14 protein-coding genes are annotated in these 14,679 nt (G+C 38.6%); 3 read left to right on the forward strand and 11 right to left on the reverse strand.

Annotated elements, in window-relative coordinates:
* Nucleotides 1-105: 105 nt before the first annotated feature.
* Nucleotides 106-1,101 (forward strand): NADPH:quinone oxidoreductase family protein, encoded by a 996-nt coding sequence (locus ACRPLY_RS22615; RefSeq protein WP_028412585.1) that lies wholly within the window; start codon nt 106-108, stop codon nt 1,099-1,101.
* A 52-nt stretch (nt 1,102-1,153) separates the two neighbouring features.
* Here ACRPLY_RS22615 and ACRPLY_RS22620 read toward each other — a convergent pair whose 3' ends face one another.
* The 3 genes from ACRPLY_RS22620 to ACRPLY_RS22630 all read right to left on the reverse strand — a co-directional run bounded on the left by ACRPLY_RS22620 (nt 1,154) and on the right by ACRPLY_RS22630 (nt 3,517).
* A complete protein-coding gene (locus ACRPLY_RS22620) occupies nt 1,154-1,585 on the reverse strand; it encodes an Rrf2 family transcriptional regulator (RefSeq protein ID WP_013081642.1) in 432 nt (143 codons plus the stop codon).
* 66 nt (nt 1,586-1,651) lie between these two features.
* Nucleotides 1,652-1,981, reverse strand: coding sequence for an antibiotic biosynthesis monooxygenase family protein (locus ACRPLY_RS22625; protein ID WP_432232119.1), 330 nt, complete (start codon nt 1,979-1,981; stop codon nt 1,652-1,654).
* A gap of 126 nt (nt 1,982-2,107) precedes the next feature.
* A complete protein-coding gene (locus ACRPLY_RS22630) occupies nt 2,108-3,517 on the reverse strand; it encodes a SpoVR family protein (protein WP_014461707.1) in 1,410 nt (469 codons plus the stop codon).
* A 321-nt stretch (nt 3,518-3,838) separates the two neighbouring features.
* On the opposite strand from ACRPLY_RS22630, the gene ACRPLY_RS22635 reads away from it, so the two are divergent.
* Both ACRPLY_RS22635 and ACRPLY_RS22640 read left to right on the forward strand, forming a co-directional pair.
* The gene (locus ACRPLY_RS22635) at nt 3,839-4,090 is read left to right on the forward strand and encodes a YhdB family protein (RefSeq protein ID WP_013055267.1); all 252 of its coding nucleotides are present in this window, start codon (nt 3,839-3,841) and stop codon (nt 4,088-4,090) included.
* A 210-nt stretch (nt 4,091-4,300) separates the two neighbouring features.
* A complete protein-coding gene (locus tag ACRPLY_RS22640; protein ID WP_014461709.1) occupies nt 4,301-4,909 on the forward strand; it encodes a biotin transporter BioY in 609 nt (202 codons plus the stop codon).
* Nucleotides 4,910-4,943: 34 nt separating this feature from the next.
* Here ACRPLY_RS22640 and ACRPLY_RS22645 read toward each other — a convergent pair whose 3' ends face one another.
* From ACRPLY_RS22645 to ACRPLY_RS22680, 8 genes are all read right to left on the reverse strand, one after another.
* The gene (locus tag ACRPLY_RS22645; protein ID WP_028412589.1) at nt 4,944-6,698 is read right to left on the reverse strand and encodes a phospho-sugar mutase; all 1,755 of its coding nucleotides are present in this window, start codon (nt 6,696-6,698) and stop codon (nt 4,944-4,946) included.
* 164 nt (nt 6,699-6,862) lie between these two features.
* Nucleotides 6,863-8,542, reverse strand: a complete 1,680-nt coding sequence (locus ACRPLY_RS22650; protein ID WP_028412590.1) for a glycerol-3-phosphate dehydrogenase/oxidase — start codon at nt 8,540-8,542, stop codon at nt 6,863-6,865.
* 186 nt (nt 8,543-8,728) lie between these two features.
* Entirely contained in the window at nt 8,729-10,219 is a 1,491-nt protein-coding gene (gene glpK / locus ACRPLY_RS22655; RefSeq protein ID WP_098999428.1) for a glycerol kinase GlpK, read from the reverse strand.
* A 67-nt stretch (nt 10,220-10,286) separates the two neighbouring features.
* Nucleotides 10,287-11,114: an MIP/aquaporin family protein gene (locus tag ACRPLY_RS22660; protein ID WP_033580666.1), complete on the reverse strand. Its 828-nt coding sequence runs from the start codon at nt 11,112-11,114 to the stop codon at nt 10,287-10,289.
* A gap of 177 nt (nt 11,115-11,291) precedes the next feature.
* The gene (locus ACRPLY_RS22665; protein WP_033580667.1) at nt 11,292-11,846 is read right to left on the reverse strand and encodes a glycerol-3-phosphate responsive antiterminator; all 555 of its coding nucleotides are present in this window, start codon (nt 11,844-11,846) and stop codon (nt 11,292-11,294) included.
* A 113-nt stretch (nt 11,847-11,959) separates the two neighbouring features.
* Nucleotides 11,960-13,498 carry a carbon-nitrogen hydrolase family protein gene (locus tag ACRPLY_RS22670; RefSeq protein WP_013055260.1) on the reverse strand — a complete coding sequence of 513 codons (1,539 nt, stop codon included), beginning with the start codon at nt 13,496-13,498 and terminating at the stop codon, nt 11,960-11,962.
* A 71-nt stretch (nt 13,499-13,569) separates the two neighbouring features.
* Nucleotides 13,570-13,710 (reverse strand): hypothetical protein, encoded by a 141-nt coding sequence (locus ACRPLY_RS22675; RefSeq protein WP_204247882.1) that lies wholly within the window; start codon nt 13,708-13,710, stop codon nt 13,570-13,572.
* A gap of 129 nt (nt 13,711-13,839) precedes the next feature.
* On the reverse strand, nt 13,840-14,610 hold the full coding sequence (locus ACRPLY_RS22680) for a L,D-transpeptidase (RefSeq protein ID WP_325077417.1): 771 nt from the start codon (nt 14,608-14,610) through the stop codon (nt 13,840-13,842).
* Between the last annotated feature and the right edge of the window lie 69 nt (nt 14,611-14,679).

Consider the following 14,679-nt stretch of genomic DNA (forward strand, 5'->3'; position numbering starts at 1 on the left):
TAATCAAAGTATTATGAACTTCTTTTACTATTTTCTATAATGGGTATAGAAATAAGGTAATCTATGTATAGGCATATACATCTCAGTATAGAAAGGAGAAATAAAATGAAGCAATCATTTTCAGCATTAGTAGTAGATAAAACAGGTGAAGAACAAGTGGAGGCGTCTGTCCAAGAACTGACGCTAAACGATTTGCCAGAAGGCGATGTACTTATTCGCGTTCATTATTCAGGGGTGAATTATAAAGATAGCTTAGCCAGCATCGCAAACGGCAATATTGTGACAAGCTATCCGTTTGTTCCAGGTATTGACCTAGCAGGAATCGTTGTATCTTCTGACAGCCCTGATTTTAAAGAAGGTGATCGTGTCATCGCAACAAGCTATGACATTGGCGTATCACACTTTGGAGGCTACAGTGAGTATGCGCGCTTACGCAGCGAATGGATTGTCCCTCTTCCTGAAAATTTGACGTTAAAAGAAGCAATGATTATCGGAACAGCTGGCTTTACAGCTGCTTTATCTGTGCATCGCTTAGAGGAAAACCATACTAGTCCATCTAACGGCTCTGTGCTTGTAACAGGGGCTACGGGAGGTGTAGGAAGCTTTGCGGTTGCCATTCTTTCAAAATTAGGCTACACAGTGGAAGCAAGTACAGGAAAAAGCTCGGAAGCAGCTTATTTGAAAGAGCTTGGCGCTTCCTCTATTGTAGCGCGTGAAGACGTTTATAACGGCAAATTAAAAGCATTAGGCAAGCAAAAATGGGCCGCTGCAGTGGATCCTGTGGGTGGAGAGCCCCTAGCTTCTGTCCTCAGTCAAATTCAGTACGGAGGCTCTGTAGCGGTCAGCGGGCTAACAGCTGGAGGCAAAGTGCCAACAACGGTCTTTCCCTTCATTTTGAGAGGGATTAATTTACTCGGCATCGATTCTGTTTACTGTCCAATGCCTACTCGAAAAGAGATTTGGAATAGACTCGCTAATGACTTTAAACCTGAAAGCTTCGAACCTTTCATTCAGCAGGAAGTTTCTTTACAAGATCTCCCTCAGGTTCTTCCTACTTTATTAAAAGGACAAGCTCGAGGACGAACAATTGTGAAGCTATAAAAAAACGGAGAAACCTGGGTTTCTCCGTTTTTTTACGAACAGACGCATGTTATTATGCATCTATTTTTGCTATTAAATCCGTCACTAATTCTTTCATCGTCACATCGGCTAAGACTTGTTCCATGGCATCTTGAGAACGTTTTAAAATCAATTCAAGGACACTTTGAATATTGGCTCCTACAGGACACTCCACATTCGGATTTTCATGCATTTGAAACAATTCTCCTTCTTCCACAGCCGCTACCGCTCGATAAACGTCTAACAACGTTATCTCTTCTAAATCTTTCAATAGATAAGCTCCGCCAGCTCCGGCTTTTACGCCCACAAGTCCAGCTTTCTTTAACATCCCAATTACTCGTCTTATAACAACAGGATTTGTATTTACACTGCTAGCAATCCACTCTGAAGTACTAGGATGACTGCTATCTACTTTAATTAAAGACAGTATGTGAACGGCCACGGTGAATCGACTGCTAATTTTCATTACTCTCACTCCTATTTTGTTGTAATCATTATAGTTACAACATTTATGAAAGTCAAGCGTGCTTTTTTAGGAACGAATGTCTTCTTCTACCGCCTCATAAAAACGCAGCGTTTTCTTGATTTCCATAGCTTCAGAAAATGCTTTCGTTTTCTTTTTATTCGCTTCTTTATGTTCATTCACATGTTCTTCTCTTGAAATCCAAGCTTGAAAGAACTGTTTTTCTTCCCACTTGGATACAAAGATATATTCGACTTTATCCGCGGAATCTTTTTTCCAGCATTCGAACGATAAATTTCCTTTGGCTTCCTCAATTTCTGTTTTGTTTTTCTTAGCTTTTTGCTTGAGCCGTTCTTCAAATTTCTTTTCCGTTTCAAAACTTGCGTTTACAACAAACATCTTATCTCCCTTTCTAAATGAAAATGATTCTCACCAAATTATTGCATAGTAATTTTATTTTTTCAATTTATATGGATAATAAAATTACAGAAGCACAAAAAGACCGCTATTTAAGCGGTCTCCTTTTTATAAATGTTTTCGATGCACTGTCTTCCCATCATACGTGAAGGCAATTGGCTTGCCTTCCATCATCGTTTCTAAATGAACCGGTCGGCCCCAAAGCTGATGAACGTACGGTACCACTTTTTCTAAGTATTTAACATCTAATTCAATTCCTTCATACCAGTGTTTTAAATAGAGCTCTCCATTTTTTAAATAGTCTCCATTGGTTACTGTGATGTAAGGAAATCCTCCGTTTACGCGCATATTAACAAGCTGATCTCTAACTTCTGTCCACTCTTTATCGACGATTTTATAGTCTTTTCCTTGTTTTTGGAATAAGTACATATCCTCCCGCATAACTAAATCTTTTGTTAAGTAATTGCGGATAAAGGAAATATCTGATTCAACCTCACGTACCTCAAACATCTTCTCTCTTCCTGACCCGGGCTCGACACCCCGGCGAATCATATCTTCGGTTGGATTGTTGTAGCGTTCTTCAATGTCTTCAAAGATTTTTAATCCTAAATAATATGGATTGATTCCCGTCTTAGACGGCTGCACAACCCCTGCATTTAGCTTCGCGAATTCTATCGCTTCATCACTCGTTAAGTCCATTTCTCGAATAATGCGTTGATGCCAGAAAGAAGCCCAGCCTTCATTCATAATTTTTGTTTCAAGCTGCGGCCAGAAATAAAGCATTTCTTCTCGCATCATCGTTAAAATATCCCGCTGCCAATCCTCTAAATAAGGACTGTATTCTTCAATAAATAATAAGATGTCTTTTTCAGGCTGAGGCGGAAATTTTTTAAAAGACTTTGGAGGTTTTGGTTTTTTCTTTTCTTTATAATCCAAATTCCATAAATCATCATAAGGAGAAATGATTTCTTCTTCCGATGATTCTACATCATCTATGCTCCAAGAAAGCTTGGCACGCATAAGAGACGGATCAATATGTTCCTGAATCGATAAGACAGCATCCAAAAACTTTTCTACTTCACGCTTACCGTGCTTTACTTCGTATTCTTTAATTCGATCAGCGGTCGCTGCCATACTTTCTACCATATCCCGTTTCGTGTTGGCAAAACGGCTGTTATTTTTAAAGAAGTCACAGTGAGCTAACACGTGAGCTACAATTAATTTATTTTGAATAAGCGCATTGGAATCCAATAAAAATGCATAACAAGGATCTGAATTGATAACTAATTCATAAATTTTACTCAATCCAAGATCGTAGTGTAATTTCATTTTGTAAAATTGTTTTCCAAAGCTCCAATGTGAAAAACGAGTTGGCATCCCATATGCACCAAACGTATAAATAATATCTGCCGGGCAAATTTCATAGCGCATCGGATAAAAATCCAGGCCGAAACCGCTAGCTATTTCCGTAATTTCATCAATCGCACGGTATAATTGCTTATAATCTGCTTCTTTCACGACAGCTCCCCCTTTCACTCCTTACTTCAATCTATGTACAAACATGTCAATTCATGTGTTTTCATCAAAAAGAAGCTTTATTTTTTCAAGAAAAGGGGATTTTTATTTAGTTGTCTTAAATAATGGATGTAATTTAAGTGTTACGCTGCATCATTCTTTGCCTTTCTTATCATTTAGCTGGTGCTGTACGTTTATTCTTCTTACATAATGACTACAACCTCTTTTAATTATGCACTGGTCTTTTGCCCAACATTTACAGCGTAAGAATTCCCGCAAATATCATACACTAATTTCAACTCCTCAAAAGGAGGAACGTTATTAATGGATGTAATTGATTATGATCGAGCTTTATATTACACACACCGTTCACAATGGGATAACTTATTAATTTTAATGGTTCGAACAGACGACGATTTTCTTTCAAAAAAGATTGAACATTTTTTGCACGCCTACAATTTTGAACGAAACTACCGCATCATTCAAGAAGAGCTCTATTCTTTACTACGCTACATTGATCATGCAACGGAATATTCGGAGCACAACCCGGAGCTTCTGGAAGAATCATTGTACTAGTATTTTTGATACACACACTTGGACAAAGAAGGGATGAATTCCCTTCTTTATTTTTTTATGTTGCACTAAAAATATGCATATTTTATTTCAAAAAACATCAAATAATATATGTAAACATATTTATTTTTATCGTTGACATAAAAGTGAATTCGACGTACAATCTTCAGTACATACGCTAAGATATTTCAGTACATACTGGGAGGAACATATATGAATACTAAAAGGTTTCGCACATTAGATTTAACATTAGCTGGTATGTTTGCAGCTCTTATGGCTATTGGTGCAAACATTACTTCTTGGGCACCTTTTTTACAAGTAGGCGGCGTGCCTCTTTCGCTTCAGCCTTTTTTTGTTATATTAGCAGGACTTTTACTTGGGAGCCGAATGGGTTCTATTTCGATGATTGTATATGTATTAATTGGCATTGCCGGCGCTCCGGTATTTGCTCAATTTAAAGCAGGAATTGGTATTTTATTTGGAAGCACCGGCGGCTTTTTGCTTTCTTATATTGTCGCTGCATTTATCACAGGAAAAATTATGGAAATGCGCGGCAAGCCGACTTTTTCTATCTTTTTAATTTCATCGCTAGTTGGTATTGCCGTTATTTATTTAATTGGTACTACGTATATGTATATAGCGGTTAACTACTGGCTTGAAGCTCCTGCAATGACATACGCAGCTGCTTGGAAGATTATGTCGTGGTTTGCCGTAAAGGATCTTATTTTCACTGTTCTTGGGGCTATGCTTGCTCCGAGAATTTATAAAGCCCTACGATCTTCTTCATATTTGTCAAATACGCAATCAAATAAAGTATCCTAAAAGAAGCCTGCTCAAGTTTGAGCAGGCTTTATTTTTATACCGTTTTCACTTTATCTAGTACATGCTCCACTTCACCCATTACAGCTGTTTGTACAGCTTCTAAATGGGCAATGCTCGTTGCTTCATCTTCTGACACGACGCCAAAATAGAACTTCACCTTTGGCTCTGTACCAGACGGACGAAGGCAGAACCAAGAACCGTCCTCTAAGATATATTTTAATACATTTGATTTTGGTAATGTAATCTCTTCTACTTTTCCTGCTTTAATATGCTGGCGCTCACTTAATGTATAATCCTCTACAACCGAAACATTTAACCCTGCAATGTCAGTAGGAGGCTCATTTCTAAATGTAGCCAAAATATGCTGAATTTGCTCAGATCCTTCTTTTCCTTTAAGCGTTAAAGATTTCAGACCTTCACGATAGAAACCATATTTAGTAAACACTTGCTGAAGGGCTTCATATAGCGTCATGCCCTGCTTTTTATAATAAGCACAAGCTTCTACCGCTAGAATGGCTGCTTGTACAGCGTCTTTGTCACGAGCAAAGTCACCAATTAAATAGCCGTAGCTTTCTTCATAGCCGAATTGGAATGTATACTCGCCCGTTTGCTCATATTGCTTAATTTTTTCACCGATAAATTTAAAACCTGTTAGAGTGTCAACAACTTGCAATCCAAATGAACGAGCAATTTGTGCGCCGATTTCTGACGTTACAATCGTTTTTAACACAACGCCATTAGCAGGCAGCACGCCTTTTTCTTTCTTTTGAGAAAGCAAATAGTGAAGCAATAAAGCACCGGTTTGGTTTCCTGTTAATAACGCATATTCGCCGCTTGGATCTTTGACAGCAATTCCTAAACGGTCTGCATCTGGATCCGTTGCGATTAAGATATCGGCATCAATTTCTTTTCCTTTACGAACAGCATATTCAAATGCAGCCGGCTCTTCAGGATTCGGAGATTTAACCGTCGAGAAATTCGGATCAGGAAGTTCTTGTTCTTCAATAACCGTAACATTTCCGTAACCGATGGATTGAAGCGCGTTGCGAACTGGCTTATTAGCTGTACCATGTAGAGGTGTAAAAACTACCTTTAAGTCTTTACCTATTTCAGAAGCTAGCTCTGGATTAATTAAGATCGTTTTTAGCTTCTCATTGTATGCTTCGTCAATCGCTGAACCAATCATTTCAATAACACCTTTTTCTTTTAGCTCCGCTTCAGATTGAACAGCTAATGTAAGTTCATTTTCCACAGCATTTACAAAGCCAACTAGTTCATCAGCTTCTTTTGGCGGCAGCTGACCACCGTCTGGACCATATACTTTGTATCCATTATATTCAGGAGGATTGTGGCTCGCTGTAATAACAATACCTCCAAATGCGTTTAACTCACGCACTGCAAATGAAAGTTCAGGTGTTGGTCTTAGCTCTTCAAATACATACGTTTTAATTCCGTGGCTTGCTAATGTTTTTGCTGCTTCCATCGCAAATTCAGGCGATTTGTGGCGAGAATCATATGCAATGACTACGCCTTGCTTGATAGCTTCTTCGCCAGCTTGTTTAATGTACTCAGCAAAGCCTTCAGAAGCTTTTCGGATTGTATATGTATTCATACGGTTTGTACCCGCTCCAATTTCTCCACGCATTCCGCCTGTTCCAAATTCCAATGTTTTGTAAAAACTATCTTCTAATTGTTTTTCATCACCTTTGATTGCATCCAAATTTTGACGTAATTCAGGATCTAAATTTGGGTGATTAATCCAAGATGTATACGTTTCTTTCCAACTCATAAAAAAAGCCCCCTTATATAAATGTAAATATGTATGAAAAGAGAAAAACGAGTAATCGTCTTTCTCTTTTTTTAACAGTCATATTATATTTCTTCGTCAAAATTTGACTTCCTGCTATTATATTATGGCTGTATTGACAAATTTTGAGGTACTTTTTTATTTTATCATGAAATACCTGTCATACGGTTAACTTTTTCATCTACTGGTACAACTGCGTCATGAAGGTGCTGTTCTAATTCATCCGTATAAGTTTTTGTTTGCTCAGGCGTCCACTTTAACTCTTCGGCCATATGAGCAATCACTTGTTTTTTCCAGCTTCTTACCCAGTTGATATCAAAGAATAAAGCGCCCGTACGTCGAATGAAGAAGTCCACTGGTTTCGAAACCATTTCTTCTTCGATACCATATTGAATTTGCAAAAATACACTAGCTGGAAGATCGCTGTTTTTTAGCTGATCCGGACGTTCAATCATGTAGCGGTATACTTTGTCTACGTTTGAGCCATAGCGTTTTACAAGCTTTTCAGCAGCGTCACGTGATAACCCTAGTTTGATGCCTTCTTTGACTTTTTGCTCTACAAACGTTGGGAACCCGCCTGAACCTCCTACATTACCTCCAGAAATCGGTAAATGTTTAGTTTGACAGCTTTCAAATTCGCGTCCTTCTGCTTTAAAATCTTCAGCTACGCGATTTACGACAATTTCAGCCATTTTACGGTACCCAGTTAATTTCCCTCCAGCGATTGTAATTAAACCTGATTCTGATGTCCAGATTTCATCTTTACGCGAAATTTCAGAAGGATCTTTTCCTTGTTCGTGAATAAGTGGACGAACACCCGCCCAGCTTGATTCTACGTCGTCTACTGTAATATCAACCGTTGGGAACATATAGTTAATTGCATCAACAACATATTGACGGTCTTTTACAGTCATACGCGGATGTCTAGCGTCTTCTTTATAGACCGTGTCTGTTGTGCCTACGTATGTTTTTCCATCACGCGGAATCGCAAATACCATACGTCCGTCAGGTGTATCAAAGTAAATGGCTTGTTTTAACGGAAAGCGCTCTTGATCAATAACTAAGTGAATTCCTTTTGTTAATTGAAGCTGCTTGCCTTTTTTTGAATTATCTTTTTCACGCAGCGTGTCCACCCATGGACCTGCAGCGTTGACGATTTTTTTTGCATAGATATTATATTCTTTATTCGTAAGCTGATCGCGAACAACAGCCCCTACTACTTTTCCTTTATCGTAGATGAAGTTTTCCACTTTTGTGTAATTGACTAAATCTGCTCCTCTTGCAGCAGCTTCTTTAGCTACTTCAATCGTTAAACGTGCATCATCTGTTTTATATTCAACGTAGTAACCGCCGCCTTTTAACTCTTTAGATTTCACCAGTGGCTCGCGTCTAAGCGTTTCTTCTGCGCTAAACATTTTGCGGCGCTCTGCACGTTTTACCCCTGCTAAGAAATCATATACGCGCAGTCCAATTGAAGTTGAGAATTTCCCAAATGTTCCACCCGTATGGAAAGGTAACAGCATCCACTCCGGAGTCGTTACATGAGGGCCATTTTCATATACAATGGCACGTTCTTTACCAACTTCGGCTACCATTTTAACTTCAAACTGTTTTAAATAGCGTAGACCGCCGTGAACAAGCTTCGTTGAACGACTAGATGTTCCTGCTGCGAAATCCTGCATTTCAACTAATGCCGTTTTCATGCCTCGATGAGTCGCATCAAGTGCAATACCTGACCCAGTAATTCCCCCACCAATTACTAACAAATCATATTGATTTTGTGTCATGTCTACCAATTTATTCGAACGTGTTTGACTTGAAAACATACGTCATTCCCCTTTCATTTTTCAAAGATATCAAAATTTTCCAATATACAAAAAGAGAGACCACAAATCACATATATAGTATGCCTACATATGGATCTGTGGTCTCTCCGATTCTCCAACCAATTTATTAACTTGAATACATTATATCATACATGCGCTTTTAATTAAAGGATTTTCATCAAATAATTACTTAAAAGCCATTGTTGCATGTACGGCTTTTTTCCAGCCGCTATATAATTCTTCACGTTGTTCTTCTTCCATATTTGGTTCGAAAGATTTTTCCATATTCCACTGCTTCGCAATTTCATCACAATCTTTCCAGTAGCCGACCGCAAGACCCGCTAAATATGCTGCCCCAAGAGCGGTTGTTTCATTCACTTGAGGACGCTCAACAGGAACATTTAACACATCACTTTGGAACTGCATTAAGAAATTATTCTTAACTGCTCCTCCGTCTACACGCAATGTTTTTAATGTAATTCCAGAGTCTGCTTCCATCGCGCTTAATACGTCTCTTGTTTGATAAGCTAATGATTCAAGCGTTGCACGGATAAAGTGTTCTTTTTTTGTACCGCGAGTTAATCCAAACATCGCTCCACGTACATCGCTGTCCCAATAAGGTGTTCCAAGTCCTACGAAAGCTGGCACAATATATACGCCGTCTGTCGATTCTACTCTTGTTGCATAGTTTTCAGTTTCAGACGCATTTTTAAACATTCTTAAACCGTCGCGAAGCCACTGAATAGCAGATCCTGCTACAAAAATACTGCCTTCAAGCGCGTATTCTACTTTGCCGTTGATCCCCCATGCTAATGTAGTTAACAAACCGTGATCCGACTTAACTGCTTTTTCACCTGTATTCATGAGCATAAAGCAGCCTGTTCCATACGTGTTTTTCGCCATTCCTTTTTCATAGCACGCTTGTCCAAATAAAGCGGCTTGCTGATCTCCTGCTGCTCCCGCAATTGGAATGCTCTGACCGAAGAAGTGATAATCTACTGTATGAGCGTATACTTCAGAAGAAGGCTTTACTTCTGGAAGCATAGATTTCGGTACTCCTAAAATATCTAGCAGTTCATCATCCCATTTTAAATCGTAGATATTGAACATAAGCGTGCGAGAGGCATTTGAGTAATCCGTTACATGCGCTTTTCCGCCTGATAACTTCCAAATTAACCATGTATCGATTGTTCCGAACAACAATTCACCGTTTTCCGCTTTTTCTCGTGCACCTTCTACGTTATCTAAAATCCACTTTACTTTTGTTCCAGAGAAGTATGCGTCAATTAATAACCCCGTTTTGTCGCGGAACGTATCGTTTAATCCTTTTGCCTTTAATTCTTCACAAATACCAGACGTTTGACGAGACTGCCATACGATAGCATTATACACGGGTTTTCCTGTTGCTTTTTCCCATACTACGGCTGTTTCACGCTGATTCGTAATCCCAATTGCTTCAATTTGGTCCGCGTGAACGCCTGACTCAGATAAACAAGATGCGATAACAGCAAGGATAGAACCCCAAATTTCACTTGCATTATGCTCTACCCAACCTGGTTTTGGAAAGTACTGCGTAAACTCTTTTTGAGCTACATGCACAACTTCACCTTTTTTATTAAATAACATTGCTCGTGAGCTCGTTGTTCCTTGGTCTAAAGATAAAATAAATTTTTCCATATCAATATCCCCTATTCTCTGTATAGTGTCGTTTCTTTATTGTACATAGTTAGATGGTAAAGCGCATTCATTTTTTCGGTACTACTGCTGATTGAATTTGCGCTGCTTTTTGTTTAGAAACCGCGTAGATAACCGCTAAAACAATCACTGCAATACTTAAGACAATCCATAAGCTGTTAGACATTTTATTTAAGAATGCTGCTTGATAAAAGACTGCGCCAATTGATCCCCCTAATAGAGGCCCCACTACTGGCACCCAAGCATATTTCCAGTTCGAGCTGCCTTTACCCGGTATCGGCAAGATAGCATGAGCAATACGAGGTCCTAAATCACGAGCAGGGTTGATAGCATACCCTGTTGTTCCTCCTAATGATAAACCAATACTTACGATTAAAAATCCTACTACTAAAGGATTTAATCCATCTGTAAATTTATTTGCTCCAATTGCTAAAATTCCTACTACTAATACAAATGTTCCAATCGCCTCACTTAAAACGTTTGCAAATGGGTTCGCAATTGCTGGCCCCGTTGCAAATACGCCTAGTTTTGTACCAGCATCTTTTGTTTCTTTCCAGTGTGGAAGATAGTGTAAATAAACAACTGTTGCACCAAGAATCGCTCCAATAAACTGAGCTAAAATGTACATCGGTACTTGCGACCATGGAAAATCACCTGTAATAGCAAGCGCTACTGTTAGCGCTGGGTTTAAGTGTGCTCCACTCATATTACCAACCGCATATGCTGCCATGGCTACTGCCATTCCCCACCCCATTGTGATAACAATCCATCCTGAATTAGCAGCAAACGATTTTTTTAAATTGACGCCCGCACATACACCAGCGCCAAGGATAATTAGTATCATTGTTCCAATTACTTCTCCTAAAAATGCTTGCATATAAATACCTCCCCTTTGTATAAACACGGTTAACATTACAAGAAAATAAGAAAATCCACCATACATCCCCCTAATAAAATCATTAAAAGGCTATACCGTGGATCTCCTATTCTCCCTCACAACTATTAACTTATCTAGAAGTTTACTAGATGATGAAAGCGTTGTCAAACGGTTTTTTTAAGTTGAAATACTCCACAGTTCTCTATTTGATGTTGTAACAGCAGAAGCCCCGGCTCCTAAAGCATTACGAACTTCTTCTTCGGTTCGTATTAAACCTCCGGCTAACACCGGAATGCCTGTTTCAGCTTTGACTTCTTGGATTAAAGTGGGCACAATTCCAGGAAGAAGCTCAATATAATCGGGTTTTACTTTCTTCATTAACTCGTAGCTTTTCTTCAAAGCCGTGCTGTCTAATAAAAAGACCCGTTGAATGGCATAGATTCCTCTTTGTTTAGCTTTTAAAATGACGTTTGTTCTTGTCGAAATAATCCCCGCAGGCTTAAACTCCTGACACAAAAAATCAACCGCATACTCATCGTGCTTTAAGCCATGAATTAAGTCTAAATGAATGATTAGCTTTTTTTCATGCTTATGAACCTCTCTCATAATTCCTTTTAGCATGCCCACTTGATTGTCTAAAAGAACTCCGTACTCGTAATTGCTTACTAAAAAATTTTCCAATTGCTTCATATCTCGAACAGCGGGTAATACCGATTGTCCATGAAAACTCATGTTTTCCCCTCTTTTCCATGGTTAGTCCACAAAATTCATTGTAATAGTTTTTATTATGGCAAAAGTTGAAATAAAAAACACCATGCATTTGCATGATGTTTTTAGAAACTGCGTTATTTTTTATATTTAATATTGTAAACGTCATGGCGTCGATCTTTTAATTGACGAACCGTTCCTGATTGACGCTGGCGACGAAGAATTTCTAAATCTACATCTCCAATAACCACCATTTCAATATTAGGGTTACATTCTCCTACAATACCGTCTCGTGCAAATTCAAAGTCAGACGGTGCAAAAATAGCAGACTGAGCGTACTGAATATCCATATTTTCTGTTTCAGGCAGGTTTCCAACCGTACCTGCGATAACCGTATAAATTTGGTTTTCGATCGCACGAGCCTGAGAGCAGTATCTTACGCGCAGATAGCCTTGACGATCTTCCGTACAGAATGGTGTAAAAATAATATTTGCACCTTTATCTGTAGCAATACGAGCAAGCTCCGGAAATTCAATGTCATAGCAAATTTGGATCGCAATTTTCCCGCAATCTGTATCAAACACTTCAACTTTATCTCCTGGGCTAATTCCCCACCATTTTCTTTCATTAGGTGTAATATGCACTTTGTACTGCTTTTCAATTGTTCCATCTCGGCGGAATAGATAGGCAATATTAAAGATATCTCCATTATCTTCTTCGACGAAGTGGGATCCTCCAATAATATTTACGTTATATTTAACCGCTAAGTTAGTAAATAACTCAATGTACTCTTCCGTATATTCTGCTACGCGCTGAACCGCTTTGCTTGGAATCTTTTCATTCAAGAAAGACATGAGCTGAGTTGTGAAAATTTCCGGGAATACGCAGAAGTCGGCTTTTGCATCATAAGCAACATCTGTATAATATTCTACCTGTGTTGCAAACTCTTCAAATGAATTGATCTGTTTCATCATATACTGAACAACACAAATACGCACTGGGAATGATGTTTTAAAATGGCGTTTTGAACGGCGAACATAATCTACGTTGTTCCATTCCATAAGCGTTGCATACTTATTAGAAGCTAGGTCATCAGGAAGATAACCAGGGTTTATACGCATAAGCGTAAATCCGTTCATTAGCTGAAAAGATAGTACTGGATCATAAATTTTATGATGAATAACTTGCTCTACATACTCTCTAGGCGACATTTCAGCTGAATGCTTATGGTAATTAGGAATTCTTCCTCCGATGATGATACTTTTAAGGTTCAATTCACGTGCTAAATCTTTACGCGCTTCATATAAGCGGCGTCCTATTTTCATGCCGCGATACTTTGGATGAACCATTACTTCAATTCCATACAGATTGTAGCCTTCCGGGTTATGATTTGTAATGTATCCTTCGTCTGTAATATCGTCCCACGTATGCTGATCATCGTACTCATCAAAGTTCACAATCAAGCTGGAACAAGATCCGATAATTTCCCCGTCGTACTCTGCACATATTTGTCCTTCTGGAAAAATGGCCAGATGACTTTCAAGCTGTTCTTTTTTCCACGGATCCATTCCGGGGAATGATAGCTTTTGAAGTGCTAAAATTTCATCTATATCGTCCGGTTTGATGTTACGAATAATCATTTTTTTCTCGAATTTTGATAAATCTATTGTAGACATACGCTAAAACAACCCTTTCTCTCTCTTCATTAGGCAATTAGTTTCCCTGTTTTTTATTATAATAAACATTATTAAAAATTCAAAAAATGAGGGTGAGACATAACGAAATAAATCCAATCTAAAGACGAACAAATAGATACATTAGCTTGTGACACCACTGTTGACTTCCGTGCAAGACTTCGCTTTCCGCGGGCGGCCGTAGGAGTCTTCACCCTCCCATCAACTGCTAGAAGGAATGAAACCGGCGTTCACCATAATAAAAAAACGAACCAAGAATCAAAATTCTGATCAATGGTTCGTTTTTCACTTAGGCTAAAATACTTTTGTCCCAGCCTCATTTTCTATTTGCAAATATCTAATTTTATGGATGTTTTTTTATTAGGATAATTTTCAATAAATCCTGGTCCTAAAGAGACTTTAATGCCATCTATTTTATATACATTATAACGTTCACCGCGATTTAACGTACGAATCTTTACCCATTTTCCTTGTTCTTCTTTTAACAAAACCATCGGTGATTGAATCGTTACAAAACCAATTTGGCCTTTTGAGAGCTTTTTCGTTTTACAAAGATTCTGGGCAACTGGAGTACTGCTTATTTTGTATTTGTTTTTCATAGCGATTGAATCAAAACTTTGAGAATGAAATTGACCAATAACCACTTTTGTACCGGTTTGAACGCGGTCAAACAGCCAGCGTACCTCTTCATCATACATACGAATGCACCCTGAACTTGCGTAGGTTCCGATAGAAATTGGATTATTATTTCCATGAATAGCGTACGTGGTGCCATAAGTTCCGCGCGCATTTAATCCTAGCCAGCGATCACCTAGTGGATTCCTAGGATCTCCTCCCCGAATGTTGTCTTTATAATAAGGCCGGTTTTTAATTTTATTCACAATGCTAAAAGTACCCTCTGGTGTATAACTCATCTGCCTCCCTGTCGCAACTTTGAACGTCTTTACTAATTTTCCTCCATTATAAAAAGCAAGGGTGTTAGTAGATTTATTAATGATAATAAGTTGATTTGACGCCGCAGAAGCATTGCCTGTCAGACCCATCCCTGCGAGTAAAAAAACAAGCCCAACAAAAAAAACAGCCACCTTTTTCATTTATCGACTCCCCCAATTTCTCTTATATCTATATAAGAAAAGTATAGGATGAAAGGCAAACCATCAGAA

Origin of the sequence: Priestia sp. TGN 0903 (genome assembly GCF_050846855.1) — a bacterium.
Classification (GTDB): domain Bacteria; phylum Bacillota; class Bacilli; order Bacillales; family Bacillaceae_H; genus Priestia; species Priestia zanthoxyli.

What these genes read in the sequence shown, in the direction of transcription:
- ACRPLY_RS22615 (WP_028412585.1), top strand. Translation starts at nt 106, where the DNA reads ATGAAGCAATCATTTTCAGCATTAGTAGTAGATAAAACAGGTGAAGAA.
- ACRPLY_RS22620 (WP_013081642.1), bottom strand. Translation starts at nt 1,585, where the DNA reads ATGAAAATTAGCAGTCGATTCACCGTGGCCGTTCACATACTGTCTTTA.
- ACRPLY_RS22625 (WP_432232119.1), bottom strand. Translation starts at nt 1,981, where the DNA reads ATGTTTGTTGTAAACGCAAGTTTTGAAACGGAAAAGAAATTTGAAGAA.
- ACRPLY_RS22635 (WP_013055267.1), top strand. Translation starts at nt 3,839, where the DNA reads ATGGATGTAATTGATTATGATCGAGCTTTATATTACACACACCGTTCA.
- ACRPLY_RS22640 (WP_014461709.1), top strand. Translation starts at nt 4,301, where the DNA reads ATGAATACTAAAAGGTTTCGCACATTAGATTTAACATTAGCTGGTATG.
- ACRPLY_RS22645 (WP_028412589.1), bottom strand. Translation starts at nt 6,698, where the DNA reads ATGAGTTGGAAAGAAACGTATACATCTTGGATTAATCACCCAAATTTA.
- ACRPLY_RS22650 (WP_028412590.1), bottom strand. Translation starts at nt 8,542, where the DNA reads ATGTTTTCAAGTCAAACACGTTCGAATAAATTGGTAGACATGACACAA.
- glpK (WP_098999428.1), bottom strand. Translation starts at nt 10,219, where the DNA reads ATGGAAAAATTTATTTTATCTTTAGACCAAGGAACAACGAGCTCACGA.
- ACRPLY_RS22660 (WP_033580666.1), bottom strand. Translation starts at nt 11,114, where the DNA reads ATGCAAGCATTTTTAGGAGAAGTAATTGGAACAATGATACTAATTATC.
- ACRPLY_RS22665 (WP_033580667.1), bottom strand. Translation starts at nt 11,846, where the DNA reads ATGAGTTTTCATGGACAATCGGTATTACCCGCTGTTCGAGATATGAAG.
- ACRPLY_RS22670 (WP_013055260.1), bottom strand. Translation starts at nt 13,498, where the DNA reads ATGTCTACAATAGATTTATCAAAATTCGAGAAAAAAATGATTATTCGT.
- ACRPLY_RS22680 (WP_325077417.1), bottom strand. Translation starts at nt 14,610, where the DNA reads ATGAAAAAGGTGGCTGTTTTTTTTGTTGGGCTTGTTTTTTTACTCGCA.